This window comes from Pedobacter sp. B4419 (assembly GCF_059693725.1).
Map to the genome: position 1 here is coordinate 730,018 of NZ_JCASSL010000002.1, position 25,757 is coordinate 755,774.

Below are 25,757 nucleotides of genomic sequence, written 5' to 3' on the forward strand. Positions count from 1 at the left end.
TTTATTTATTTAAAATTTTAGCAACCAGCTTTTTCAGTTCATCAATTTCTTTTTGTTGACTTTCTAAACGCTTGTTTTGTTCTATTAAATGGAGTACGAGCTCTTCTTGCTTCTTCAATAACAGCTTGTTCATCTCTCCCAACTCTACTCCATTTGTTTCAGCCTCTTTGGCACTCGGCATTTCGGGCAAATGTTTATTAGTCTTGATATAACGTTCCAATTCTTCCAACTTTCCAATTTGGTAATCCTCTGCAAAAACATAGTCTGGCCAGTTGGCAGTCTCCACCTTGATTTCTTTGGCGCGGATTTTTCCGTTTACCGAAAGTTTTTCTTTGGGAGTTGTAGTACCAATACCGACATAACCATTGGTCGAATATTGTACCATTAAATTATCGTAAGCTTTCGCAGCTTCCGGATGGATAAAAAACAGTTCTGAAATACCAATAGAATTTGAAGGACCAGTGCCTTTATAAAAAGTAAACCTGATTTTCCCAGCAGCCACTTGAGATACGGGTACCATGTACTCGTATTTATTATAGTTATCTTCTTCTGCAACAGTAACCCAAGTATTTGGTGCCGGATACCCGGGAACTCCATAATCATAAATATTGAAAACTTCTATTTTAAACTTAATCGGCTCATAATATCTAGTGGTCCATCCAATCCAAGCTCCAGTTTGTACATGGGCATTGGGTAAACCATCTATAGTTATTACATAAGGATCCGCCTCATTTAATGCTCCCGAATATTGAGGAACAAAAGCTCCATCGAAGAAGTTATCAAGGCCCATACTTATACTTCCGCTTTGGGTAACCGTATAGAAGTTTGTTGCGTTGAACAACATGTTTTTTTCTAACGAAGTGGTGGATCGGTTAGAAGGTGTAATTACAACATGTTGAGCTTTGCTTTTAAATGCTACGCTTAACAACAAAATCGTAATCAGCGTTAATTTAGATTTTCTTTTCATTTTTTCTGTTTTTCTAGGTTTGACATTCTTGTTTCCAATTGTTTGATTTGCTTGTCTTTTTCTAAAAGGTATAGCGTTAATTCTTCTACTTTCTTCAACAACCTCTTATTCATCTCTCCCAACTCTACTCCATTCGTTTCCGCCTCTTTGGCACTTGGCATATCAGGCAGATGTTTGTTGGCTTTGATGTAACGTTCCAATTCTTCCAACTTTCCAACATTGTAGCCCTCTTCAAAAACATAGTCAGGCCAATTCGCAGTTTCTACTTTTATTTCTTTGGCACGGATCTTACCGTTTACAGAAAGTTTTTCGTTGGGGGTGGTGGTTCCGATGCCAACATTGCCACCATTTGGCTGAAGAGAAAGATTTGTCCACTGGTGTTGATACCAACCTGATTTTATATAACCAAAGCCCGCCCCATTCACATCATATCCAAATATCAGACGTTTAGCATCATCAGTGCTTCCAGAAATACCAAACTGTGCTACATTTATATCATCATTCATGGTTATATCCTGAGCCACATTTAATTTATACTGCGGATTTCGAATCCCAATACCCGCCATACCTCCCCAGGGAACCAGATTTACATTTCCATTTTTCTTTACTACTAAAGGCATTGAATTCTCTTGACTGGTATATATGTAAAAATCACCATCATTTACTGGGAATGCCTGGTCACCAACACAAACACCCAGTCTTATTATCTCATTATCGGTAGGAGTATTATACCTAATTTCTGGAAAGAGATTTGAAGATATTCTTAAATAATTTCTATCTATTAAATTACCTATGTTAACACTACCATTAACATCAAGAGGCATCACTGGCGTTAATGTTCCAATACCTACGTTCCCATTGGTAGGGAAAGTATTCTGAGCCATAGCCACTGGGCCAGCCAATAGCGAGAGGGCTAATAAGATTTTGTTTTTCATATTTAGATTATTTATTTCCGGTTAGTCTTTTTAATAAAGCCTCTAATTCCTGCTGTTTGGCTTCAACATTTTGCAGTCTCTTGTTTGAGCTTTGTAGTTCCTTATCCTTTTCAATCAAATGTAGAGTGAGTTCTTCTACTTTCTTTAACAGCAACTTGTTCATCTCGCCCAGTTCTATGCCGTTAGCTTCAGCCTCTTTGGCGCTTGGCATATCGGGCAAATGTTTATTAGCCTTGATGTAACGTTCCAATTCTTCCAACTTTCCAACCTTGTAACCCTCTTCAAAAACATAGTCGGGCCAGTTGGTGGCTTCTACCTTGATTTCTTTGGCACGGATTTTTCCGTTCACCGAAAGCTTTTCGTTGGGTGTTGTAGTTCCGATGCCTACGTTACCTTGATGCCTTATTGTTAAGGCTTCAATTTTTGTTTCGTTACTCGTAGTATACAGGCTTAAAGAACTCGTTACTGTTCCAGTTCCTCCATCTAATAACTTAGCTTGAATTCCTGCTATTTCTCTAAGGGTTCCATTATTAACAAGATTTTTAAAAAGAATTCCTGCGCCCTTATCTCCTTCAATAGTATTTTTCACAAGACTAAGCTGATCGTAATCTGTACTTGTACTAAGCTCAAGCTTGGTAGTAGGTGTTGTAGTTCCGATACCAATATTGCCATCTTGATCAATTCTAATGGCCTCTTTCAGTGGGCCATCGTTTGTTGGCCTAACCATAAAGTTCATTGCACCGGTATAAGTTCCACTTCCTCTTAACAAACCGATTCTCGCTACTTCACCATCTGAATTTTTTGCTCTTATTGAGCCCACTTCTACAAAGGCAGCGTCATTTCTTGAAGTTTCTAAAGCCAATACGCCCGGTGCTGAATTGATTATACCATAAACCCCAAACTTTTCTGATGGGTTTGCCGTACCAATACCTACGTAGCCATTTGATAAGATGGAAAAACGCTTCAACCCACCAACATAGGCGCTCAAGTAATCATCACCACCTTCAAGTACAGAAAACTGATTCAACCCTTGAAAAACTATTCCAGGAATATTATTTGTACTTTTTTTCAAAGTTAAAGTAGCACCCGGCCCATTAATAATTGCCGCTCCATTTACATCTAATTTAGCTTGTGGGGTTGTTGTTCCAATACCTACGTTACCGGTTGTAGGATCAGTAGTAATTTGCGCCATAGCCATTGGTCCAGCCAATAGCGAGAGGGCTAATAAGATTTTAACTTTCATATCTAGTTTATTTATTTCCAGCTAGTCTTTTCAACAGGATTTCCAGTTCTTGCTGTTTGGCTTCAACATTTTTCAGTCTCTTGTTCGAGCTTTGCAGTTCCTTATCCTTCTCAATCAAATGAAGAGTCAGTTCTTCTATCTTCTTTTGTTGAAGCTTTACTATTTCGCCCAATTCTAGGCCGTTGGCCTCAGCCTCTTTGGCGCTCGGCATATCGGGCAGGTGCTTATTGGCTTTAATGTAACGTTCCAATTCTTGCAACGTTCCGACCTTATAGCCTTCGGCAAAAACATAGTCAGGCCAGTTGGTGGCTTCTACCTTGATTTCCTTGGCACGGATCTTTCCGTTTACAGAAAGCTTTTCGTTGGGTGTGATGGTACCGATACCTACGTTGCCAGTAAGTCCCAAAAACATCCCTGTTTGGTAATTCAAAGTTTCATAATTTGATGCTGAACCTGCATATTGAAATTGAAGCCCAGAACTTCCGTTGTCGACATTTGTAGTTAATCTTATGCCATATGCAGTGGTTACATCCAAATGGTTCACAAACTCGAGCGCACTATTACCATTTCCAATTTGCCCCAATTTAACCGTTTCAAAATTATATACTCCGGGTATACTAATTTGTTTTTTTTCGATATCAGGGCCCTTGTTACCCAGTTGAAGTCCGGTTTGAGGTGAAGCTGTGCCTATACCTATATTACCATTTTGACTAATACGCATTTTTTCTTCACCTGCTGTACCGAAAACGATATTTTGGTTCATGTCCGGAATAGTAGAGTATGAACTGATATCAATATATGACATAACATTTGCTGCATTTCCAGCCCCAGCACTCAGTCTTAACAATCCATCATCAGCGCCATATCCAAGTTGACTATAAGATCTTATCTCTCCTCCTAGAGGCTGAGTGGTTAATGAAGGTCTTGGTGATGAATTATTTAATGCCGATTGCAACAACATATTCCCCATCACATCTAATTTGGCCCTTGGTGTTGTTGTTCCAATACCCACATTGCCTCCTTGGCTTTGTAATACCAAATTGCCAGGTCCAACCCCTCCTTTTATTACCTGAAGCAAACCATAGTTCCCAACCGTATTAACAAGGCCTAGAAGTTGAAGTTGAAAATCAGCTCCATCAGTAATACTAAAATCATAATCAGTTGAAGAACTTCCAGTTAATGCACCTCCTGATTTAATCGTGAGTTTTTGTAAGGGACTCAAGGTTCCAATACCTACGTTCCCATTGGTAGGGAAAGTATTCTGAGCCACAGCCACCGGGCCAGCCAATAGCGAGAGGGCTAATAAGATTTTATTCTTCATGATTTATTTTTTGTTAGCGTTATCCTTCATGATTTTTGGGAATGAGCTCAATCATGAAGACATTCTTATTTCTTAACAGGCGGCACAGCAGGACTTTTGGGAGCAGTCGCTTTCTTTTTAAAGAGCCTACCCAACCAGCTTGACTTTGTTTTTAAGGGTTGCAGCATCCCATCTTTATAATGGCTTACCACAACGCTATCGGCGCTCACATACTTCTTCAACTTGCCATTAACTTTACCATGCTTGTAGCTTCCCTCTTCCAAGAGCTGTCCCTGCTTATCATACTTGTAAAAACGACCATTGGCCTCACCATCATTGTACATGGCACTTTCTACTAACACACCTTCTTCGCTCCAGCTTTTCCATTCGCCTTCTTTGAGGCCCAAACGGAAATAGCCCTGCTCTTTTAAATTGTTGTTCAGGTAAAAGTCGCTATACAAGCCATGCAACAGCTTGCCACTAAAACCTCCCTGGGTAGTTTTGATCTGGTTGTTGCTAAACCAATAATACTTCTTGTCTGTGTCGGTAAACCTCAACTCCTTGCCCTCAGGCTGTGCCTGAAAAACCACTTTATGGTCGGTATAATTAATGGTATGCTTATAAACAGCTGTTTCGAGCAGGCTTTGGTAGCGCTGTGCCTTTAATTGGATACTTAGCCCCAGGAATAGCAGTATAAATAGATAGCGTTGCATGATCTTATTTTATTCTAATGTATTTGGTCTCGCCTTGGTATTGTACTTTCACCGAATCTCCAGCATGCTTAAGCAGTTTTAGTCCATTGCTACTCTGGCCTTCAGAAAGCATCAGCTCTTTGCCATTTACAGCTAAAATAGCAAGCTTCTGTTTAGTTGTCGGATTATTAATGTATCCACTGTAAAGTACCCCGGCCCAATTTACCTGTGGCTTAGGCATAAAAGGCGCTTGCGGCATGGTTTTAACTGGTGCTACAACTGTTTCTTTTTCCTCTATAAATAATGCTGATCCACCCGAAAAAGGATTGCGGTAATTGAGATCCAATGCCACCCGATCTTCTTCATGGTTAACCATTTTAAAGTAGGCAGCCTTAACAGCCGGCCCAGACGCTATTGGCGCTTCCTCTTCGTTAATAGCAATATAGATCCGGTAGAAGATAATTCCCCAAACCGCAGCCACGCATGCCATGAGTACATAAGTGAACTTTTTGCTTTTCATTACTGCAAGGTAAAAGTGAAGAGTTCGCTAAATACGCCTTTGTTCCCTGCCTTATCTACTGCCCTTACTTTCCAGGCCACCGTTTCGCCAGAATTACCCAAATTAAAGGTATGGCTATTGGTGCTTAGCAGCTGAGGATAAGAGTTGTTATAGATGACCGTTCCATCGGCCTTGTACACATAGATTTCGTATTTATCGGCATCTGTTAATGCGTCCCAAGTTAGCCTTACAGGTTTTGTTACTGTTTGCTTATTTCCTGGAGCCGTCAAAACCACTTTGGCAGGAGCAGTAACGTCATAGACCAAGCTTCTAACTACTGACCATTTGGAATTTTCTGTTGTATTTTCGGCCCTTACCCGCCACTGGTAATTAGCCTCTGCAGGCAAGGTACTGGTATAGGTAAGGTTATCTGTAAGAACATTTAAAGTGAGGTTATTTTCGTCGGCAAAGTTATTCTTGTCGACCTGCAAACGGTACTGTGTGGTGCCAAACAACTTTAGCCAATCGTATTTAACATCGGCACTTGCCACATACAGCGCATTTGCGGGCGCCACCAGTTGCACAGCCTGATCTTTGAGCGAAGCAGGAAATACCGTAAAACTTTGTGTAACATAAGGCGTTTGACTGCTTCCGTTTTCGGCCCTTACCCGCCATTGGTATTTTCCCGGATCTAGGGTATAGGTAAACTTATCTGTTCTTACTACGGTATCGAGCACCAGTTTTTCGATATTATCAAACCTGGGCGATACGATCTGCAATCGATACTGCAACGCATCTTCATGTGTTTGCCACCAAAAAGTTTGCTGGTAACTCGTGGTTTCAATATTATCTGAAGGCGCCAACAAGGCTATTTTCTCCTTATCTAATGAAGGTTCTATAAACTCTTTACAAGCAGGGCAAAACAGCACAGCCAAACATAAAAGCGAAAGTAATCTGTTCATTCAGCTACAAATTAAAATAAGACAGGTTAATAAAGTCTGTTAGATCGAAGCAATTCAGTAATCCGGTATAAAAAGCCAAAAGGCTTACTAAAGTAGAATAATCTAATGACTGAAAATAATTTTTCTGCTTTTTGATTACTTTTTGGCTTTTAAAATCGAAAAATGCCTTTCTATAAGTGCTTCCGATCAGTATTTTGTTCTTTTCGTTTCCATTCAAAAATACCGTATTTCCTTCTATGGCGGTTACCTTTTCATAGTTGATCATAAAGGATTTGTGCACCCGGATAAAGTGGCTGGCCAACAGGCTGTCTTCCACCTCTTTCATGGTATTGTGGCAAGAGAGTTCCCTACCGTCTACCATATGTAAGATCACGTAGTTTTTAAAGGCTTCTATATAACAGATTTCATTGCATTTAACCAGCAGTTCCTTTTGCCCTTTGGCATCTGTACGGATAAAGAACGATTCGGTAATGCGACCCGGTCTTTTATGAACCAGGGAAAGGTTGATGAATTTGTTGATGCTCATTTCAAATCGCTCTAGTGTGAGCGGCAACAACAGGTAATCAAAGCCCAATACCTCAAAAGCTTTGTAGGCTTCTTCTGGCGTGGAAGAAATAAATATGACGGCTGTAAACTGACTGATCGAGGTTAAGGCCGCTTTGTTTTTTTCGATTAAAGAAGCATCTACAAAAATGATATCCGGCCTGATAGAACCGATAGTCGTTGAACTTCCATGTAGGTCACTTGCGATGCCCTTGAGCGATAACAGATGAGAATCTTCTACAAATCCTTTGATAATTTTACATGTGGATAGCTCCCCAATGATGTAACAGCTGATCATAGACAATGTATTAGTAGAAATTATGGGGATGATTTAAACTTAGTTTGGGATATGGTCAATAAAAATTCGACCAATGCCAGGAGAGCGGTTTTGGGTAGAGCGTTTCATAACTTTTCATTTGTGTTGTGTTGTCTCTAATATAAAGAGATAAAAAATCGGAACAAAGAAATTTAACATTTTGTAACTATTATTTTGGGATAGATGCCCATAGTCTTTCTTTTCCATAACCTATCCCTGATCTAAATCTTTTTTAAGCTATCTTTTTTATGAAGTACGGCGCAAAAAAAGCCCCGATAAAATAAATTATCGGGGCTTCTAAAATATTTTAGCTGAGCTTATTTATAAGTAGCTGCCAATTTTAAAGCATTGTAGGCATTTACGATACCGCCAGTTACGCATAAATCTGAAAAAGGGACGCTTACCGTATCGGCACCATTCATGTTGCTTACATTATGGTTTACTTTTACTACCGATTTCATGATGATTTCTTTTACCTGAACCGCAGTTAGTTTTGGATAGTAGGAACGGATCAATGCAGCCAAGCCACTTACTACTGGCGCAGCCATACTGGTACCATCTTCTTCCAAATATTTGTTGTCATCTGGAACGGTAGATTTGATACGAACACCAGGTGCAAAAACATCAACCGAAGTTTTGCCATAGTTAGAGAAAGGGGCTTTCAGCTGATCGCCATCTAATGGGCCAGAAGCACCTACGGTAAGCCATGAGCTGGCTACGCCGCCATCTAGGTATTTGTTGGTCGGGAAATTGTTTTCTACATCCACATTCTGGTTATCGTTACCCGCTGCATGGATCAACAATACGTCTTTGCTTACCGCATATTTTACGGCTTCGTCAACTACGGCCTTATCCCATGAATAAGACTTGCCAAAGCTCATATTGATAATTTTGGCGCCATTATCTGCTGCATAGCGGATGGCATTGGCCACATCTTTGTCGCGCTCGTCGCCATCTGGCGTATTGCGTACACCCATGATCAATACATTATCGGCCACGCCTTTGATACCGATGGTATTGGTACGGTCGGCTCCGATAATCCCCGCAACGTGCGAACCGTGCAAAGCATCAGGACCTTTGATATCGCTATTGCCATAGAAACGTTCTTTGCTGTTGTTAGGGTCATCGCCAACAATTGAGCGCGGATCGTATTCTAAATTGTAGTTATAGTTCACCTGACCATAATAATATTTATAGCCTTCGGCAATCTGGCTATCATAAAAGGTTTTGAAATCGCTGTCTTTCAGGTTATCGATAATCGCTTCTTTAATACGTCCTTCAATTTGGGTCTGCGCATTAAAGTTCTTGAAATCTTCTACTGTTGGATTTTCCATGCCAATTTTTTTCACTACGGCATCCAAGGCATTTTTGAAACCGCTAATTCCGGCCAAGTTGCTTTTTGCCGTAGCCAAGCCTTTTTCCAGTTCTGTTCTGTTCTTGATAAAAGTTTCATAGGCTTCTTTATCTTGTGGAGCTACTGTAGCCGCGGTAACATTGCCGAAACGCGCCATGTCTCTACGCACCAAACGGGTCAGCTCTAAAGCTTCATGCTCGACAGAACCTTTTGCACCACCCAAGAAATTCCAGCCATGTACATCATCGGCATAACCGTTTTTGTCATCGTCTTTTCCGTTGCCGGCGATTTCTTTTTTGTTGGTCCAGATTACTCTTTTTAAATCTTCGTGGTTCAGGTCAACCCCACCATCTAACACCGCAACAATTACCGGAGTAGATTTTTTGCCTTTCAACAATTCTTTGTAGGCTTTTTCGGTACTGATACCAAAAATACTGTCTGTTTTGAGGTCGAGGTTTTGCCAGTTTTCCTTTTGTTGGGCATTGGCTATGAAAGGGATGGATGCTATTAAGGATAGCGATAGGATTTTTCTTAAAAAGTTTTTATTCATTATAAATGGTATTAAAGGTGGAAAACGAGTTGATGTGTCTTTTATTATTTAAGTTTTGTCAGCTTTCTTCAACAATGATGCCGTAATTAACGAGCAGGCCTGCCAACCCATTAGTGGCGAACCTGGCTTTGCGCATCGGGTTTTTCTCCGGATCAATGGTAAAGTTGTAGGAAGTTACAAAATTGGCCTCATTTAATACGGTTCGCATAAACACGGCACCACTAAAATCGCAACGGTCGAATTTGGCGCCGGTTAAATCTGCTTCAGAAAAATCGGTTCCTTTTAAAGAGCATTTCTCAAAACGGCTCTTGCGATTTTTCTTCCTCATGAAAGCAACATAGTCTAAAATACAATTGTCGAAATTGGCATTGAACAGGAAATCTTTGGCATTGGAAAAATCAGCGCCCACCATTTTGCAATGACTAAATTGTACCTTGTCTATACCGATATGTCCAAACTTGGCCATGCTCAGGTTACAGTTTTCGAAAGTACAGTTGATGAAATTGCATCCCTTAAAATTGACCTCGGTTAAATCGCAGTTCTTGAAGGTGCAATCGTCAAATTGGGTATCGCGGGTACCAATTAAGGGGAAAGGAACTTTTTCAAATACCTTGCTGACGTAATAAATACTTTCTTCGGCCATGTGTAAATTTAGGCGGGCAAAATAGCAAATTATCTTGAGCTGTGGAATGTGTGAGAAGCACAAATTAGCGTATGGTGCTGAGCGTAGAGCACCGTAGGTTCATCGACTCATTCCTTCATTGTAGTACTGGCCAATAGGCGGATTTAGTTAATTGCTCTCCATTTGTCATTCCGAGTACAACGAGGAATCTATCTCGAGAACAGATCCTTCACTCCGTTCTGATGACAAATCTCATTAATAAACCTAACTCCAACCATACACATTTTAAGGCCGGCGCTGCTATCGGGGATAACTTGAATAGCACCACCATTTGGCGCTCCAAAACCAATCAGGCAATGCCAACTTGTGGGAACAGTTAAAACCTTATTTTCTTTACAATAGGCAACAGGCCACTGGGCTCCACTAGGAAGAGAGATGGGGATGGACGATAGGATGCAAAAAAGAACTTACTGCAGAACGCGCGCGGCTCATTGGCTAAAAATAAACCAATTGCTATGGCAGTTATACAGTAAGTTCTGGAATAATTTAAGCGATCAGTTTTTTGATCCTGTTTTCAATATCATCCAAATCGAATGGTTTGCTGATGTAATCGTCGGGCGAAGCCATTTCGCTCATTTGCTTGCTCCTTACATTCGCCGACATTACGATAACCGGAATGTGTTTGGTAAATTCGTCGTTCTTCAAATCGTGGCAGATTTCTATGCCATTGCCATCAGGCAACATCACATCGAGAATAAAAAGATCTGGAATAGAATCCTTCAGTTTACTCTTCATTTCTTTAAAAGTTGAAGAGAGTTGCAAGTCGTAACCTTCGTCTTTGAGCAAAAATTCGATGATGTAGCCTATATCTTTATCATCTTCTAAAATGTGTATCCGTTTCTTCATGTTGCAACAACAAATAATTAAATGGATTGTTTGTTGCAACACACACTTTTTTAAAGATTTTTTACGGTGCCGAATGGCTTACGGCCTGAGGCTCTTCTTCCCTAATTTTTAAGCGGCTGTAGCCATAGGCACAGCACAACAACAGCACGGTAATACCAATCCAAAGGGGATTATAGCCAAATTTCTCTGCCAGGTAAAAACCACTGGTTGGTCCAATTACCTGCGCCGCCGACCAGCTGATGGTATAGCCCGCAGCATATTGCCCGCGATTAAATTCGTTGCTCCGCTTAATCACAAAAGTATTGATGAAAGGCAGCGCAAACATTTCGCCAAACGTAAAGCATACAATACTGAGCAAAGCCAGCACCACGGGCAGAAATTTAGGCAGCATGAGTACGGCAAAAGAGCAACCCACTATCAACACGCCGGTTACGATATAAAATACAGGCGAGCGCTTGTTTTCTATCTTGCTGATCATTACCATTTCGAGCAGGGCAATGATGATTCCATTGAGGCCCAAAATCAAACCGATCCGTGATTCGTTTAAATGCCAAACTTCTTTATAAAAAACAGGCACTACCCGAAACATCAAAAAGAAACAGGTAGCAAAAATGGTAGTCAGCAAGATAAATTTAATGAACAATACATCCTGCCAAGGCTTGCGCACAACCACTCCTTTCATTTTTTCCTGTACTGCTTTTCTAAAGCCTTTTACCGTTGGCAAAAAGAAAAAGATACTGATGGCAACTAGGATACTCACTACTCCATCTACCATAAACAGCAAAGGGTAATCGAAAGAAGCGATAATACCGCCCATACTTACGCCAAAGGCCCAACCAATATTGGTAGCCAGGCGGTTGAGCGAATAAGAGCGGGTTTCTTTTCCAGGTGCGGCATAGGCTGCAATAGCCGTAAAGTTTGCCGGACGAAAGGCTTCGGCAAAAAAGCTGATCACCAATGCCAATACGCAGAGCGTTTCAAAATGCCTGATCTGAGCAAACAGCAAGAAAAAAGAGCCACCAATTAGCGACGACAAAATCTGCACCGGCCTAAAGCCAAACATATCGGTCAGCTTGCCTCCCGCCGTTGCGCCCAAAATAGAACCTACGCCAAAAATGGAAATAATAATGCCCGCATCAGAAGCTGGCCTGTGCAAAGACTGGGTTACATAAAGGCCCATAAAAGGCACCGCCATATAACCGCATCGGTTAACCAAAATAACCAGGCTTAGGAGCCAGGTCTCTCGGCTTAAACCCGTAAAGGACGTTTTGTAGGCATTAAATATTTGGCGGAACATAGGGCTGGATTGTTCCCAAATTTAGACAATAGCAAGTAAAATCCTATCTATAATTTCCGTATTTTTGAATCCGCTCGAGATCCGAATACAAAGAGCATCAGCAAGACCTTAAGGGGAAAACGATCCTTCATACCAAAAAATCAACCAAGTTGCTTCAACACTGTTTCCAGCTCTTTTTTAGTAAGCAGATAGTCTTTTAAAGAAATCAATCCTTCTTCTTTTTGCCGCTGTAATTGTTTGAGCTGTCTCTGGAGCTCCTGCTTTTTGAATAGCTGTTCGTCATCCTGTTGCCCCGAACCAAATGATGCAGGATAAAGCTCATCTGCTATATCAAAGGGAGATGCCAGTACTTCTTTCAGGGAAAAGCCCAGTACCGCAATATCGTCTGCTGCCAGATTACCTGACGCGACGGCAATTATCGGCTGTGGCTGCTGCCGATAATCATACGCATAAAATATGCCCCCTCCGTTAAAAGCAATGGGCAGAAAATAAGGCGTGTATTGAGGGAAGTGATAATGGAGGTAATACTCGCGTATTTCTGCCAATGAAAAATAACCGAATTCCCTCTCGCCATGAATAATCCCGCCACCATTTGAATAACGCAACAGCTGCCTGAACTCTTCTGGTAAAACGAAAGGAGGAACTACCCAATCTGCAGGGAAAACTGTAGTAATACCCATTTTCTGTAAGCCTTGTTTCAACAAAACGATTTCCTCTGCCGAAATAGGAGCAGCTAAAACAGCTTCCGTTTGGCTTGGAGATAAACCCCGCTGTTGATTATAGAATTGAAGATCCTGGTACCACATATAGGATATCTTGTTCCCAAATTTAGACAATAGCCAGTTAAATCCTATTTATAATTTCCGTATTTTTGAATCCGTTCGAAATCCGGATACGGCAAAAACACGAAGCATGTCAACAGAAATAAAATGTCCGAATTGTAGTCATACTTTTCAAATAGAAGAGGTGATGGCAGAAGAGTACAAGCAAGATCTAAAAGAGAAAATGACCATTCATCTGCGTAAAAAAGATGAGGAATACCAGAAAAAGCTGGAACTTTTTGAACTGCAAAAGAAACAACAGGAACAGGCATTTGAACAGAAACTGGCACAAGAGAAGGCAAGTTTGCAGGCATCGGTAGCTGAAAATCTGCGCAAAACCATTAGCGCCGATTTTGAGAACAAACTGAAAATGCTGGACGAGACCAACAAAGAAAACGAAGAGAAGTTGAAGCTGGCGCGACATAAAGAAGTAGAGTTCTTAAAAAAGGAACAGGAAATCAAAAATCGCGAAGCCGAAATAGAACTGAATATCCAACGCAGGCTACAAGAACAGCGTGAAGAATTGGTGGCACAAGTGCGCAAGCAGGAACTGGAAAAAAACAGCCTGAAAGAAACCGAACATCAGCTGAGGGTGAAGGAACTGGAAAAACAGCTGGACGACCAGAAAAAGCTGGCCGAAGAAATGAAGCGCAAGGCCGAACAAGGCTCTATGCAACTGCAGGGCGAAGTACAGGAACTGATTTTAGAAGAACTGTTGCGCAGCACCTTCCCTTTCGATACCATTGAAGAAGTTGGCAAAGGCGTTCGCGGTGCCGACTGTGTGCACAATGTGCGCAACCAATTTGGACAGGACTGCGGAAGGATCATTTACGAAAGCAAACGCACCAAAGACTTCTCGATGGAATGGATTGAGAAACTGAAAAAAGATATGCGGAGCATGGGCATTGACGTAGCCGTAATTGTTACGCAAACCTACCCGAAAGGCATGGATTGTTTTGGCGAAAAAGATGGGGTTTGGATCTGCTCTTTCGATGAGGTAAAAGCAGTCTCCTATATTTTGAGAGACGGAATCGTGAAACTATTTAGCGCTGCCAAATCTCAAGAAAACAAAGGCGACAAAATGCACATGTTGTACGACTATTTAACAAGCAACGAATTTTCTGAACAATGGAAAGCCATCCGTGAGGGTTTTATGAGCATGAAACTATCGATCCAACGCGAGCGCGATGCCATGGAAAAACTATGGAAGGCCCGCGAAAAACAATTGGAAAAGGTATTGTTGAATGCAGCGCATATCCGCGGTTCAATAGAAGGCATTTCGGGTACCGATAACATCCAGTTGAGCTTAACTGATGATGAAGATGATTTGTTGCTGGATTAACCCGCAGTACATCAGCCTGAACTTGTTTCAGAATCTCTTTATATAATTACACCACATAGAAACATAGTTTCGTATAAGCATTATTTGTAATTGAAAACTGCGAATTGCAAACTGAAAACCTTTAGATAAAACGATGTGCCTATGCGGTAAGCTCTTTACAGAAATTTTGCGGCAATAGATGCCGGATCAGGTCCGGCATGACGACTCTTTAGCTAGAGCTCCCTCACCATCCAGATATCACAGCCAAAATGGCCAGAATTACCGAGGGCACAGCTCAGGCTTTTAAAGCCTAGGGCATGGTACATATTTACCGCCTGATTTAATTCGGGCATGGTTTCGAGGTAAATATTTTGATAGCCCAAAGACTTGGCTTCTTCAAAGCATTTTTGCATCAGGATTTTACCCAAACCCCTACCCCTCGCTTCGGGATAAAGGTAAAGCTTCACCAATTCGCAAGTACCAGTGGGCAAGCCTTCGGTTGGATAAATACCTCCAGCACCAATAATTTTTCCTTCCTCCTCCCATACCCAATAGGCCGAGTTAGGGTTTGCAAATAGGGTTGATAAATGGTTGGTACTTTCGTCAAAATAAGCGGTACCGGGCTTGTTGGCCTTAAATTCGGCCAGTACACTTTTAATGAGTTTGGCTAAATCGGCGTCGTCGCTTTGCTGGATGGGTCTTAAAACAGGCTGCATAGCCAAAATTAACGAATCAGGCTTTAACTGCAAAGAATAGAAGAAATGTACAAAGAGCATAAGGTATCGATTGATTGCGTGCATTCCATCAATTCGTCATGCTGGACACCGATCCAGCATCTCGCTCGAAATAGATCCCGGATCAAGTCCGGGATGATGCGCGGAGGAAATTGATCAACGGAGATTGCTTCTCCCGAAGCGTGTTCGGGATCGCAATGACGATAATTTTTGCTAGAAAATTAGACTTCGGACCCCTGACTTCAGACTTCGGACTTCTGACTTCTGACTCTAAAGCAACCCTCCCATTAAAGGATCGCTAATCGACTCTTTTCCGGTTTCTACGTGACCGGCATAGTTCCTTACAAATTGCTGATCGCCTTTAACTGAAATTGTAAACCCATACCAACCATTGCTTTTTTTTAGGTTAATAGCTACTTCTTTTTGGCTGTTGGCAGGCAACTGCACAATCATATTGGCAATTTTATAGGCCTCGTCAGTAATATGCACTTCTATTGCCTTGTCACCTTTATTTTCTAATAGCAGCTGCAAATTTCCAGTTGCTTTTTTCATCAGTCCGCCTAGCTCATGCCTACAAGAAACGATCAAGCCGGGATCTTGTGCCGTGCCCTTAAATCTCCTATAAAAGCCATTCGGGCCATTTACGCAAAGGTCATAAACGCCGTTTTCAAATTCGCTGATTTTCCAGGTATCGCTTAACTGGTCGCCAGCTTTTACGCCATAAGCCCAGGTTCTGCCGGCATCTCCCTTGTAACTATTTTTAGTGTACACATTAAATGGCGCCCCGCTGTTTTCTGTTTCCTGGCCAAAGGCTGTCTTATCGGCCATAAAATCGATCACAATCTCGTCTTTATTAGCACTTAACTTTCCATCTACAAATGACTGGTAAGGCAAGGCACAAGCCAAACGTGTTCCTTTTTCTTGTACCGGCGCATATGGCGAAGCTCCTTTAACGAATGGCAACATGCTGTTGATTTTCGAGACTTCTGCTACAGGAAGCGGTGTTGGCGTTACTTGGGCAGGCTTTGATTTGGCATTTTGGATTCCCGTAATTACCTTTTCTCGCTTTAGGCGCGATGGCACATTGAGGTTCTCTCCATGATAAGGTCTAAACACAGAAGTTAAATCGCCACAAATGGCCCTGCGCCATGGACTAATGGTACTGCTCTTGATTTTCTTTCCGGTTTTATGCCCCAAAAATTTCTCGAGAAACATTAAAGAAGAAGTGTGGTCGAAAACCTGAGAATTTACATAACCGCCTTTGCTCCACGGCGATGCCACGACCATAGGCACACGGTAGCCCAAACCAATCGGACTGTCTTTTTTAAATTCGTAATCTACCGAAGTATCCAAACCCTCGCTTACTTTACCTGTAGAGGCATCGTTAGGTTTTGGTGCCACAAAAGGGGCCAAATGGTCGAAATAGCCGTCATTTTCATCATAGGTTAAGATGAAGATCGTTTTCTTCCAAACCTCCGGGTTTTTGGTGAGGATATCAATGGCTTCAGAAACATACCAAACGCCATAAAGCGGCGAACTCGTATGGTCTGAGAAACGCTGTGGTGCCACCAGCCACGAAACAGTAGGCAGTTTTCCGCCATCGACGTCTTTTCTAAACTGCTCAAAAATATCTTCTTTGGGAATATTTAAAGTTTCTTGCTGACCCTGATCATTGGTAAAGGTAAAGGGTGCCAATTTAAGGTAATCTGGATTGGCAATATTGGTTGCAAAAGCCTTATCAATCAGGTTCTTTTCCTTTTGCGAAAGCTTATTGTAGGCTTCCAGTACCTGAGCTACGCTTAATGGCGGATTACTGGTATGATCTCCATTTTTACGGAAATAAGCCGAGAGTTTCACATGGTGGCGTTTCACGTATTCAAGTGGATTATCACCGTAATTGCCACACCAATCGTCGATATTTTCACCTTGCAGTTTTGGGGTCCACAATTCATTTTGGTATACTTTCCAATCTACGCCATGCTCTTCCAGCAATTCAGGAAAAGTTTCCCAATCTACAAATACATTGTCTTGGGATTCGGCCTGCGAATTATTTACCACAGGAACCGCCGCCGCTTTTTGCTCCGGACGGATGGTGCCGGTCCAAAAGAACAAACGGTTAGGCGTAGTGCCTGTTAGCGACGAACAGAAATTGTGATCGCACACGGTAAAGGCATCGGCCATGGCATAATAAAAAGGAATGTCTTCCCTCTGGTAATAACCCATGGTCATGAGTGATTTTACAGGTACCCATTTATCGTACTTGCCTTTATTTCTAGCTGCTACTTGGTCTGACCAAGAATGGGGCAAGCCACCTTGCCAGGTAATTTTGGTTTTATTGATATCTACATGAAAAGGCGCATAAGTATTTCCCTTTTCGTCGTTTTGGAGCCACACTTTATTCTGGTTGGGCAGGGTTTTGGCATGCGGATCGTTAAAGCCACGTACGCCACGCATTTTCCCGAACATGTGGTCGAAAGAACGGTTCTCCTGCATCAAAAAAACAACGTGTTCGGCATCATAAAAGGTCGTTCCCGGATCGGCATTAATGGCCATTGCCTTCTGAATAGACATGGGAATAACGTTAGACAGGCCAAGAGCCCCAGACAATAGACTTGCCTTTTTAATAAAATCTCTTCTTGAATCCATAGGTATAAATAGGAATAGGTGCCCAAATGTACGCGCTCCCAAGCTGAATCAAAAAAGAATGAGATTAATTTTTTAACAACAGTACTTTAAAAGAAAGTGACCTTCCAGGTGCGTTCCCAATTGCCTTGGGTGCGGAGGCGTTCTATCCCTTCCTTGTCTGCAAGCTGCTGCCCGCTATACATGGCATCGGCTATGCCACACCAAGGTTCCAGACATACAAAATTGGCATCTTTAGCTGCCCAAACACCGAAAAACGGGAAGCCTTCGAATTTGAAACTAAGGCCATTGTAATTCCTGTTGTTCATTAGGGATATTTCATCGCTTTTAAGCTGCTTAAACACCAAGGCATCATCGTAAAAGAGATCGTGTTTCAAATGTAGCTTTCCATCTTTAAGCGGAAGGGTTGAAGTCTGGTCGGAGATCAGGTTATCAACGATATGGTGGTAAACCAGTTCTTCGTCTTTGTTGAACTCTAAATAATAATCGCTATAGCAGCCCTCGCCGTTTAAAGGTGCGGCAAAAGCGGGATGCCCACCTACCGAAAAGAGCAGTTCTTTGGTAGCTGGATTATGCACTTCGTAGGTACAGCAGAGGCTGGCTCCGTAAATTCTGTAGCGCAGGTTCAGCCGAAATTCAAAAGGATATATTTTAAGGGTCTCTTCGCTATGCCTTAATGTAAAAAGAATTTCATGTTCATTTGCCAGCAGGTAATCGAATTCCATATCGCGTGCAAAGCCATGTCTGGGCAAGGTATAAGATTGGCCCTCATAAAAATAGGTATTGTCTTTAAGTGCGCCAACGACAGGAAAAAGTACCGGACTAAACTTGCCCCAATATTGGGCATCGCCGCTCCATAAATACTCTGTTCCACTATGAACGCCGGTTACACGCTGCAGCTCCGCCCCCTTTGTAGCAAAAGTTGCTTTGATATGTTCATTCTCTATAGCAATTACCATTCAATAAAAATAGGTGTTTGAACAATTCAGACCTAGAAAAATAACAACATTTAACGTTATTCGAGCGAATGGAGGAAACGATTGGCCTCTACGAGTGCTTCTTTGCAGATGGCGAGGATCATTTGCACGTTTTTTTGAAACTGCTTAGGCTGAATATTTGAATATACGGTAGGCTCCATGTACTTCTCCAATTTAGGATAAAAACCCATTATAGAGATGCTCGACTGCATATGGTGCAAGGTACTTTTTGCATTGGCATAATTGCCGTCTTCCATGTCTCTTTCTAAACTGGAAAGATTTTCGGGAACAATGGTTAAAAAAAGCTTAGCTACATTACGTTCATATTCCAAGTCGCCTTTGCCTATTTCTTTAATATAACTCAGGTCTAACAGGCGATATTTTTCTTGCTGTTCCAGTTCCATTATATAATTTGCATTCGTTTGTTGAGCAGGTTTTTATAGGCATCCGATACCGGAACCAAATTTTGGCCAATGATCAAGGTGCCACCTTCAATGGTATCTATTTTACCAACATTGATGATATAAGATCGGTGCACCCTTAAAAATACGTGGGCAGGCAGCTTGTCTTCGATGCCTTTTAGCGATGAATGTACGGTATAGGTTTTATCCTTAACGGTAACTTTAACATAATCGCCTTTGGCTTCGAGGTAAAGGATGTCATCAATTTTGATGCGCCTCACCGTATTCGAGTCCCTGATAAACATAAATTCGTCAATCGGTTCTTTGCCCTTGGCGCTTTTATTTTTAAACGTATCTTTTGCTTTTTCGATGGCCTGCAAAAACCTAGCAGGAGCGATGGGTTTGATGATAAAATCGACCACGTTCAGTTCAAAGGCCTCAGCGGCATAATCCTTTTTTGAGGTGGTAAAAATGATCATGGTTTGCTTTTGAACAAGGCTTTTGGCCAATTCGATTCCACTCATGCCGGGCATCTCGATATCCAGCAACAAAAGATCTATCTGGCTGGCCTGAATTGCACCATAGGCTATTGCCGCATCGCTGCATTCGTTAACAATGTTCAACGATGGATCGAGCATGGCCAGCTGGCGCAGGGTTAGCCGGGCAATTTCATTATCATCAATTATTAGGCAGTTCATCATAACATAGTTTATCCCTACACGCTACACTAAAATAATTAATATGTTCAAGGCCTATCACTATAATTTTGTTCAATCTGTTCATTTTAAAAACAGCCTTTTTATATGTTTTTAACGACATTTTGAACTCATTCGTCGATTATTTACGCCCATCTAACTATTTTTTGTTCAGACATATAGAGATATAAGCTACCTTTATGACCGTAAAATTTTAAAATTACTTAGCACAATTTATACTCCATGAAATTTACAGCAAAGATCTCTATTCTCATCCTTAGCTTATTTGCTTTTAATGCGGCCTTCGCACAGCGCATGAAAGAGCCTGTAAGCTTCAAACTTAAAAACGGGCTAACCGTTATCGTAGCGCAAAATGTTGGCCTCGGCAAAGTTTACGCTCGCCTAACCATCGAAAACACGAGCACGGAGGCACAAAGAAACGTAGCACAGATTTTCGAAAGCTTTTTAAATGGAAAAGCAAACGCTTTTAATCAAAATGTTGACAAAGACAATACGATTGTACCACAGGTGAGCTTATCTGTTGACGAAGCCAACACCACGACCAATATTGCCGACTTTGGACCGACCCTACAATTTGTGGCCGACAATATTTTAAACCCAGAGTTAAGCCAGCAAGCCTTTGAAGAAATGAAGGCACAGCTTAAAGGCAACAAAGCCGATTTGGAAGCCATTACCTTAAACGATGTAAAAAGCTTTTATGCCAAACACTTTAAGGCAAGCGATACTTTTATTACCATTGCTGGTGATATTGATTCCGCTGCTGCCAAGCTGATGGTGAACAAAGCTTTTGGCAACTGGAAAACGGAAACAGCTGCATTAGCTAAATAACCCGTTATTTTAAAAGAAATTTAATTAACCCAATTAAATAGCCCGCACCTGTAGCTCAGCTTCAGATGCGGGCTTTGTTTTTTTTACAATTTTAGCCGAGAAAAAACCCTTTTAATCCTTAAATAGAGGTTTTTAATGATTGACTATTCGTGAATAAAACTCTGTAACCCACTGTACATCAAAGCAAAGAATAGCATTCTTTGGATAAACATTCAATTTTATTTCAAAGCTCAATCAAGGCGATTCGTCGAACATTATTGCCTTTCTAACTATTGGCTCTTCAGTGGGATAGGCTACTCGACCTACCTTTGTACTGTTAATTAAAAGAAAATAATTTAAACAGCAGTTAATCAATCTATAAATTACAACATCATGAAATTCACTATCAAAACCGCAATCTTCATCCTTAGTCTTTTTACCTTTAATACAGTTTTTGCCCAAAGCATGAAAGCTCCAGTATCTTTCAAACTTAAAAACGGGGTAACCGTTATTGTGGCACAAAATGCCGGAATGGGCAAAATCTATTCTCGTTTAACTATTGAACACCCACGCCCCATGGCAAAACACAATGCGGCCAAAGTGTTCGACAGCTTTTTAAACAGCAAAGCAAATACCTTCCAAAACAATACTACAAACAGCAACGAAAATGCACCTAAGGTAAGTCTTGCCCTAGCAGAAGCCAATACAGCAACCAATGTTGCCGAATTTGAAGAAGCTTTACAATTTGTTTCGGCAAACATAACCAATCCCGAGCTGAGCAAACAGGCTTTTGAGGGCATCGAAGATAATGCTGATTTAGCCAATGTTAGCTTAGATGAAGTAAAGGCTTTTTATGCTGATCATTTCAATCCTGCGCATACTTTCATTACCATTGCTGGCGACATTGACGTAGCAACTGCAAAAGCCATGGCGACCAAGGCTTTTGGCAACTGGAAAAACGAAGCTGCAACTCTGACAAAATAATCAAACAAAGTGTTGTGAAGAACACCAATTAGAATAGAGGTTAAGTAAAGGCCCGGCATTAAATTGTCGGGCTTTTTTATTTTTTAGGATAAAGTATAATTCCCCTCTTTTAGAGGGGTGGTCGCAGACCGGGGTGTCGAATAGATCGATTTTAGATTAAATGCATAACCACCCCACCCTTCGGGCACCCCTCCAAGGGAGGGGAAATCTAATTGACTAGCATTTTTTTAAACCCTGTGCTTGCGGTATCTGCAAGTTTCCCGTCTGGGGTTTTATAGATGAAATAAGCTTCTAAAGCTTCGTGTTTATTTACAAAATCGAGTGCTTCACCTACTTTCATGGCCATAAGGGCATTGTCATATCCATCAGCGGTGATGGCGTCTTTGGCATATACAGTTACGCTGACGATTTCGCCGTTTAGCGGAAAGCCAGTTTTTGGATTGATCAAATACGACATTCTTTTGGTTTCCAAATACCTGCGGTAATTGCCCGAAGTGGTGATTGCCCCTTGATTGGCCGCTAAAACATGCTTAATGGTGGGCGTATTTAGATTGTTACTGTCTGGACCTTCAATGCCTATGCGCATGGGTTTGCCATCGGGCTTAGGACCTTTTAGCCTGATCTCGCCCCCTATTTCTACTACATAGGTGGCAATTTGATGGTTAGCTAGAAAGTCGGCTACTACATCTACTGAATAGCCTTGCGCAATTCCGTTTACATCTAAATGAATGCCCGCTTTTTGTTTGGCCAAGTAGTTGCCTTTTAGTTCCAGCTTATCCATCCCTATGTTAGGCAACAACTGCTTGATGCTTGCAGAATCGGCACTGTTTGGTTCGTGTCTGGCTTTGGTCCAGTAGTTTACAAAAGGTTCAACCGTAATATCAAAAATACCTTGGGTATCATTATAGATTTCAAAAGATCTTTTTACCACTTTCAGAAAATGGGCATCTAGTTGGAGGCCATTAGCCGCTTGATTAAACTGACTGATCTTTGAATTGGGCTTGTACAAAGACATTGAAAGATCTATCACCTTTAAAATGCTATCTAGTTGCTGTTTGCTCACTACGCTATCAGCGGCATAATAGCTTACGGCATAGGTTGTGCCCTGTGCTTCTCCAGTAATTTTGAACTCGCGAAGGGTAGGCTTGGGAAACGCAAAAATAAAAAATGCCCCTAAACAAGTTAGGGGCAGCAGCAAAAATTTCATTAAGAAAGTACTTTTGTTTTACCCGGCGTTGGAATAGGGTAAAGTCCGTTTGCATCTGGCAGCACCTTAGGCTGGGCATCCCATGCAAATTGGCTTGGCAACAGGCTGTTTTCTGCTTTTAAAGCTTCATCCCATTTAATCACCTCGCCAGAGTAAGTGGCATAACGGCCGATGATAGAAGTAAAGCAACTTTTCGCCGCTCTCTCTGCATCCCAGAATTTATATTCGTTTTTAGAAATGGCCGCAAACAACTCGTCGTGTTCGGTTTGGTACGGATTGGCATTACCTTTGGTTGGATGGCTAAAAATCTCTTTGCCTTTATGATCCCACAAAATCCCGTTATTGCCAGCCGAAAGATAAACACGGCCTTTGGTACCTTGGAAAGTTTCGTCCACACGGTTACTGATTCCTTCAAAGTGACGGCATTGGCTGTAAATGACAGAGCCATCTGCATAGGTTAATTCTACGGCGTGGTTGTCATAAATCTCTCCATAGTTTTTACCTGTTCTCCAGGCCCTGCTGCCAGTTCCCTGCACCGAAACCGGATAAGCATTTTTAACCCAGTTGGCAATGTCTATGTTGTGTACATGCTGTTCAACAATATGATCGCCACATAACCAGTTGAAATAATACCAGTTGCGCATCTGGTATTCCATTTCGGTTTGGTTGGGCTGACGCTGTTTTACCCAAACGCCGCCGCTGTTCCAATATACCTGACCAGAAACGATGTCGCCAATGGCTCCATCCTGAATTCTTTTAAGCGTTTCGCGGTAATTGGTTTGGTAACGACGCTGCAATCCAACTACTACGTTTAATTTCTTTTGCTTGGCCTGTTCTGCAGCGGCCAAAACTCTTCTGATCCCTGGCGAATCTACCGCAACAGGTTTCTCCATGAATACATGCTTGCCTTGGTTAATGGCTTCTTCGAAATGGATCGGCCTAAATCCTGGAGGGGTAACCAACAGTACCACATCAGCTAAGGCAATGGCTTGTTTATAGCCATCAAAGCCAACAAACTGACGTTCTTTGGGTACATCTACCTTCTCTTTAAACTTATCTGAAAGTACTTTATAACTATTGTCTAAACGGTCTTGGAAAGCATCGGCCATAGCCACCAGCTTTAGGTTAAACTTTGTGCTGAGTGCCTGGAAAGCGGCACCTGTACCACGATCGCCACAGCCAATAAGGGCAATTTTAATGGTATCGTCAACTGATGAAGGCGCGCCGGCCCATGTATAGCCACTTAGCATTACGCCACCAGCTACCAACGCCGAAGCCTTTAGAAATTCTCTTCGCTCGTTTTGTGTTTTATTGTTATTAGTCATAGGGTTTATAGGTTTATTTAGGTTAATAATCTGCTATTGGTGCTTTGTTGTAATAGGCTTCAATTTCTTCCTTGCTTGGTGGATTTACTGGCCTAACTAATCGAATTCCGATAAATGGCGCTTCTGGAAACCACCAATTGCTTTTCGGAATTTGAGGATCTATCTGCTTCCATGCTGGCTCTGAAGCTCTTCTTGTCGCCGATCTCAAGGCTTTGGCATCATCCTCATACGAACCGCCTCGAATAACCAAAGGATATAATTTATCGGCTACAGCTACCGGATTTTTGGCTTCGGCTTTGCTCAAACCAGCATAAAAATCAGGCTGATATTGGTCATAGGTCCATTCGGCCACATTGCCATGCATATCGTACAAGCCCCATGCATTGGCTTTTTTCTGGCCTACCTCATGGGTCTTTTTTTCGCTATTCCCGCTAAACCAGGCATATTCTCCAAGTTTTTTTTGATCGCTGCCAAAAAAATAATCGTCTTTGCTCCCTGCCCTGCAAGCGTATTCCCACTCTGCCTCGGTAGGCAGGCGATAAAACACACCGGTTCGGGCATACAGCCACTTGCAAAACTGGATGGCATTGTATTGGGTCATTGCCAAGGCAGGTTTTCCTTGCTTGCCCATGCCAAAAGTCATGTCTAAATAAGGTTTGGTTGGTCGCGTTACCGCATCAACTTGGGCTGGAACGGCACCAACGCTATTGCTTACTTCGTAATCCTTATAAAGGAAAGGTTCATAAATATCCCATGTTACTTCGAATTTGCTAATCCAAAACGGATCGAGTTTAACCTGATGTATTGGGGCTTCGTCTTTGGCGCCGTTTTTACTGCCCATAGCAAAGCTCCCTCCCGGGATGGGCTGCATTTCGAAAGAAAGCTTAGTGCCTTCTATTTGCTGTCGGTAAGGTTGTTGGGTTTCTTGCGCAAAAGCTTGCATGCCGATAGATAGCAGGCATAGCAAGGGCAATAGTTTGTTTCTCATTTGTTTAAAGTAGTTTTTCATCGGCAATGAAACGATCATGATTTTGTTAATAGTTCAGTGGACTGGCGAATCATGAGGGTTCACATCACTAAAAATAGAAAGTTTTTTTTAATTATTAGGCAATAAGAGTGTATTATTCACACTAGGCAGCTTTGCTAGATTTACTTCTGCCTAAATGCTTTAACTACAAAATAGCCTACAGGGATAAAGATCAAAGCCAGCGTTAGGGGCAGGAACCAAACGCCCAAACCTGTAGCGCTAGCTTGTACCGTTTTGAATTGAATGAGCAAAAAGATCAACACAAGCATTAGCCTGAGCACCCGGATCATGCGCGTAGCGATGATATATTGTTTCTCGGCATTAGCTATAGTAATTTCGGTCGGATAATTAAATATATGAGGAAAGCGGTTGAGAATCGTCAATCCTACAAAGAGAACCGTTCCGATAACAGGTAAAATAAAGATCGTGTCCTTGCTGCCATAGGCATCTATTTTACCTAAGGCATTGTAATGCGTAGGAATAATTGCTGGCAGTTTTGCATAATGGAACAATGTAAGTACCCATAAAGCAACAAGCAATAGCCAGCCCAATAAACTAATGGCTTTGTCTAATGGCGTTAGGGTTAAAGCTAGCTTTGGCCTTTCCAT

At 41.8% G+C, this 25,757-nt stretch carries 25 protein-coding genes; 3 read left to right on the plus strand and 22 right to left on the minus strand.

Annotated features, from left to right (window positions below):
* Position 1: 1 nt before the first annotated feature.
* The 13 genes from AC570H_RS14725 to AC570H_RS14785 form a co-directional block, all read right to left on the minus strand.
* Positions 2–967 carry a hypothetical protein gene (locus AC570H_RS14725; RefSeq protein WP_497356110.1) on the minus strand — a complete coding sequence of 322 codons (966 nt, stop codon included), beginning with the start codon at positions 965–967 and terminating at the stop codon, positions 2–4.
* Positions 964–1,902, minus strand: a complete 939-nt coding sequence (locus AC570H_RS14730; protein WP_497356112.1) for a hypothetical protein — start codon at positions 1,900–1,902, stop codon at positions 964–966. The genes AC570H_RS14725 and AC570H_RS14730 overlap by 4 nt, the downstream gene beginning before the upstream one ends.
* Positions 1,903–1,909: 7 nt before the next feature.
* Positions 1,910–3,145: a vacuolar protein sorting family 37 protein gene (locus AC570H_RS14735; protein WP_497356114.1), complete on the minus strand. Its 1,236-nt coding sequence runs from the start codon at positions 3,143–3,145 to the stop codon at positions 1,910–1,912.
* A gap of 7 nt (positions 3,146–3,152) precedes the next feature.
* Entirely contained in the window at positions 3,153–4,466 is a 1,314-nt protein-coding gene (locus tag AC570H_RS14740; protein ID WP_497356116.1) for a hypothetical protein, read from the minus strand.
* Positions 4,467–4,531: 65 nt separating this feature from the next.
* A complete protein-coding gene (locus AC570H_RS14745) occupies positions 4,532–5,158 on the minus strand; it encodes a toxin-antitoxin system YwqK family antitoxin (RefSeq protein ID WP_497356118.1) in 627 nt (208 codons plus the stop codon).
* Between the two features lie 4 nt (positions 5,159–5,162).
* A complete protein-coding gene (locus tag AC570H_RS14750) occupies positions 5,163–5,657 on the minus strand; it encodes a hypothetical protein (protein WP_497356120.1) in 495 nt (164 codons plus the stop codon).
* Positions 5,657–6,598 (minus strand): hypothetical protein, encoded by a 942-nt coding sequence (locus AC570H_RS14755; protein WP_497356122.1) that lies wholly within the window; start codon positions 6,596–6,598, stop codon positions 5,657–5,659. Before AC570H_RS14755 ends, AC570H_RS14750 begins: the two co-directional genes overlap by 1 nt.
* 4 nt (positions 6,599–6,602) lie before the next feature.
* Positions 6,603–7,439, minus strand: a complete 837-nt coding sequence (locus AC570H_RS14760) for a LytR/AlgR family response regulator transcription factor (protein WP_497356123.1) — start codon at positions 7,437–7,439, stop codon at positions 6,603–6,605.
* Between the two features lie 335 nt (positions 7,440–7,774).
* Entirely contained in the window at positions 7,775–9,361 is a 1,587-nt protein-coding gene (locus AC570H_RS14765) for a S8 family peptidase (RefSeq protein WP_497356125.1), read from the minus strand.
* Between the two features lie 58 nt (positions 9,362–9,419).
* Positions 9,420–10,004 (minus strand): pentapeptide repeat-containing protein, encoded by a 585-nt coding sequence (locus AC570H_RS14770; protein WP_497356127.1) that lies wholly within the window; start codon positions 10,002–10,004, stop codon positions 9,420–9,422.
* 525 nt (positions 10,005–10,529) lie between these two features.
* Entirely contained in the window at positions 10,530–10,889 is a 360-nt protein-coding gene (locus AC570H_RS14775) for a response regulator transcription factor (RefSeq protein ID WP_497356129.1), read from the minus strand.
* Positions 10,890–10,950: 61 nt separating this feature from the next.
* On the minus strand, positions 10,951–12,186 hold the full coding sequence (locus AC570H_RS14780; protein ID WP_497356131.1) for an MFS transporter: 1,236 nt from the start codon (positions 12,184–12,186) through the stop codon (positions 10,951–10,953).
* Between the two features lie 140 nt (positions 12,187–12,326).
* A complete protein-coding gene (locus AC570H_RS14785) occupies positions 12,327–12,992 on the minus strand; it encodes an SMI1/KNR4 family protein (RefSeq protein WP_497356133.1) in 666 nt (221 codons plus the stop codon).
* Positions 12,993–13,098: 106 nt separating this feature from the next.
* On the opposite strand from AC570H_RS14785, the gene AC570H_RS14790 reads away from it, so the two are divergent.
* Entirely contained in the window at positions 13,099–14,349 is a 1,251-nt protein-coding gene (locus tag AC570H_RS14790; RefSeq protein WP_497356135.1) for a DUF2130 domain-containing protein, read from the plus strand.
* A 212-nt stretch (positions 14,350–14,561) separates the two neighbouring features.
* On the opposite strand, the gene AC570H_RS14795 is transcribed toward AC570H_RS14790, so the two are convergent.
* The 5 genes from AC570H_RS14795 to AC570H_RS14815 form a co-directional block, all read right to left on the minus strand.
* On the minus strand, positions 14,562–15,104 hold the full coding sequence (locus tag AC570H_RS14795; protein ID WP_497356137.1) for a GNAT family N-acetyltransferase: 543 nt from the start codon (positions 15,102–15,104) through the stop codon (positions 14,562–14,564).
* 228 nt (positions 15,105–15,332) lie between these two features.
* Positions 15,333–17,708, minus strand: a complete 2,376-nt coding sequence (locus AC570H_RS14800) for a phosphocholine-specific phospholipase C (protein WP_497356139.1) — start codon at positions 17,706–17,708, stop codon at positions 15,333–15,335.
* Positions 17,709–17,794: 86 nt separating this feature from the next.
* Entirely contained in the window at positions 17,795–18,664 is an 870-nt protein-coding gene (locus tag AC570H_RS14805) for an aldose 1-epimerase family protein (RefSeq protein WP_497356141.1), read from the minus strand.
* Positions 18,665–18,720: 56 nt separating this feature from the next.
* Entirely contained in the window at positions 18,721–19,086 is a 366-nt protein-coding gene (locus AC570H_RS14810; RefSeq protein ID WP_497356143.1) for a hypothetical protein, read from the minus strand.
* On the minus strand, positions 19,086–19,784 hold the full coding sequence (locus tag AC570H_RS14815) for a LytR/AlgR family response regulator transcription factor (RefSeq protein ID WP_497356144.1): 699 nt from the start codon (positions 19,782–19,784) through the stop codon (positions 19,086–19,088). The genes AC570H_RS14810 and AC570H_RS14815 overlap by 1 nt, the downstream gene beginning before the upstream one ends.
* Before the next feature lie 237 nt (positions 19,785–20,021).
* Here AC570H_RS14815 and AC570H_RS14820 point away from each other — a divergent pair, with 237 nt between their 5' ends.
* Both AC570H_RS14820 and AC570H_RS14825 read left to right on the plus strand, forming a co-directional pair.
* The gene (locus tag AC570H_RS14820) at positions 20,022–20,627 is read left to right on the plus strand and encodes an insulinase family protein (RefSeq protein ID WP_497356146.1); all 606 of its coding nucleotides are present in this window, start codon (positions 20,022–20,024) and stop codon (positions 20,625–20,627) included.
* 372 nt (positions 20,628–20,999) lie between these two features.
* The gene (locus AC570H_RS14825) at positions 21,000–21,590 is read left to right on the plus strand and encodes an insulinase family protein (protein ID WP_497356148.1); all 591 of its coding nucleotides are present in this window, start codon (positions 21,000–21,002) and stop codon (positions 21,588–21,590) included.
* Positions 21,591–21,798: 208 nt separating this feature from the next.
* Here AC570H_RS14825 and AC570H_RS14830 read toward each other — a convergent pair whose 3' ends face one another.
* From AC570H_RS14830 to AC570H_RS14845, 4 genes are all read right to left on the minus strand, one after another.
* Positions 21,799–22,797, minus strand: a complete 999-nt coding sequence (locus AC570H_RS14830; protein WP_497356150.1) for an FAD:protein FMN transferase — start codon at positions 22,795–22,797, stop codon at positions 21,799–21,801.
* Positions 22,797–24,122 (minus strand): Gfo/Idh/MocA family protein, encoded by a 1,326-nt coding sequence (locus AC570H_RS14835; RefSeq protein WP_497356152.1) that lies wholly within the window; start codon positions 24,120–24,122, stop codon positions 22,797–22,799. The genes AC570H_RS14830 and AC570H_RS14835 overlap by 1 nt, the downstream gene beginning before the upstream one ends.
* Positions 24,123–24,144: 22 nt before the next feature.
* Positions 24,145–25,110: a formylglycine-generating enzyme family protein gene (locus tag AC570H_RS14840; RefSeq protein WP_497356154.1), complete on the minus strand. Its 966-nt coding sequence runs from the start codon at positions 25,108–25,110 to the stop codon at positions 24,145–24,147.
* A gap of 161 nt (positions 25,111–25,271) precedes the next feature.
* The gene (locus AC570H_RS14845) at positions 25,272–25,757 is read right to left on the minus strand and encodes a DUF1648 domain-containing protein (RefSeq protein WP_497356155.1); all 486 of its coding nucleotides are present in this window, start codon (positions 25,755–25,757) and stop codon (positions 25,272–25,274) included.

Bases quoted from the DNA above. Each gene is read 5' to 3' on its own strand.
- AC570H_RS14725 (WP_497356110.1), bottom strand. From the start codon at position 967: ATGAAAAGAAAATCTAAATTAACGCTGATTACGATTTTGTTGTTAAGC.
- AC570H_RS14845 (WP_497356155.1), bottom strand. From the start codon at position 25,757: ATGGAAAGGCCAAAGCTAGCTTTAACCCTAACGCCATTAGACAAAGCC.
- AC570H_RS14800 (WP_497356139.1), bottom strand. From the start codon at position 17,708: ATGGATTCAAGAAGAGATTTTATTAAAAAGGCAAGTCTATTGTCTGGG.
- AC570H_RS14780 (WP_497356131.1), bottom strand. From the start codon at position 12,186: ATGTTCCGCCAAATATTTAATGCCTACAAAACGTCCTTTACGGGTTTA.
- AC570H_RS14815 (WP_497356144.1), bottom strand. From the start codon at position 19,784: ATGATGAACTGCCTAATAATTGATGATAATGAAATTGCCCGGCTAACC.
- AC570H_RS14805 (WP_497356141.1), bottom strand. From the start codon at position 18,664: ATGGTAATTGCTATAGAGAATGAACATATCAAAGCAACTTTTGCTACA.
- AC570H_RS14760 (WP_497356123.1), bottom strand. From the start codon at position 7,439: ATGATCAGCTGTTACATCATTGGGGAGCTATCCACATGTAAAATTATC.
- AC570H_RS14840 (WP_497356154.1), bottom strand. From the start codon at position 25,110: ATGAGAAACAAACTATTGCCCTTGCTATGCCTGCTATCTATCGGCATG.
- AC570H_RS14825 (WP_497356148.1), top strand. From the start codon at position 21,000: ATGAAATTCACTATCAAAACCGCAATCTTCATCCTTAGTCTTTTTACC.
- AC570H_RS14830 (WP_497356150.1), bottom strand. From the start codon at position 22,797: ATGAAATTTTTGCTGCTGCCCCTAACTTGTTTAGGGGCATTTTTTATT.
- AC570H_RS14790 (WP_497356135.1), top strand. From the start codon at position 13,099: ATGTCAACAGAAATAAAATGTCCGAATTGTAGTCATACTTTTCAAATA.
- AC570H_RS14750 (WP_497356120.1), bottom strand. From the start codon at position 5,657: ATGAAAAGCAAAAAGTTCACTTATGTACTCATGGCATGCGTGGCTGCG.
- AC570H_RS14735 (WP_497356114.1), bottom strand. From the start codon at position 3,145: ATGAAAGTTAAAATCTTATTAGCCCTCTCGCTATTGGCTGGACCAATG.
- AC570H_RS14740 (WP_497356116.1), bottom strand. From the start codon at position 4,466: ATGAAGAATAAAATCTTATTAGCCCTCTCGCTATTGGCTGGCCCGGTG.
- AC570H_RS14765 (WP_497356125.1), bottom strand. From the start codon at position 9,361: ATGAATAAAAACTTTTTAAGAAAAATCCTATCGCTATCCTTAATAGCA.
- AC570H_RS14810 (WP_497356143.1), bottom strand. From the start codon at position 19,086: ATGGAACTGGAACAGCAAGAAAAATATCGCCTGTTAGACCTGAGTTAT.
- AC570H_RS14770 (WP_497356127.1), bottom strand. From the start codon at position 10,004: ATGGCCGAAGAAAGTATTTATTACGTCAGCAAGGTATTTGAAAAAGTT.
- AC570H_RS14755 (WP_497356122.1), bottom strand. From the start codon at position 6,598: ATGAACAGATTACTTTCGCTTTTATGTTTGGCTGTGCTGTTTTGCCCT.
- AC570H_RS14795 (WP_497356137.1), bottom strand. From the start codon at position 15,104: ATGCTCTTTGTACATTTCTTCTATTCTTTGCAGTTAAAGCCTGATTCG.
- AC570H_RS14785 (WP_497356133.1), bottom strand. From the start codon at position 12,992: ATGTGGTACCAGGATCTTCAATTCTATAATCAACAGCGGGGTTTATCT.
- AC570H_RS14820 (WP_497356146.1), top strand. From the start codon at position 20,022: ATGAAATTTACAGCAAAGATCTCTATTCTCATCCTTAGCTTATTTGCT.
- AC570H_RS14745 (WP_497356118.1), bottom strand. From the start codon at position 5,158: ATGCAACGCTATCTATTTATACTGCTATTCCTGGGGCTAAGTATCCAA.
- AC570H_RS14775 (WP_497356129.1), bottom strand. From the start codon at position 10,889: ATGAAGAAACGGATACACATTTTAGAAGATGATAAAGATATAGGCTAC.
- AC570H_RS14730 (WP_497356112.1), bottom strand. From the start codon at position 1,902: ATGAAAAACAAAATCTTATTAGCCCTCTCGCTATTGGCTGGCCCAGTG.
- AC570H_RS14835 (WP_497356152.1), bottom strand. From the start codon at position 24,122: ATGACTAATAACAATAAAACACAAAACGAGCGAAGAGAATTTCTAAAG.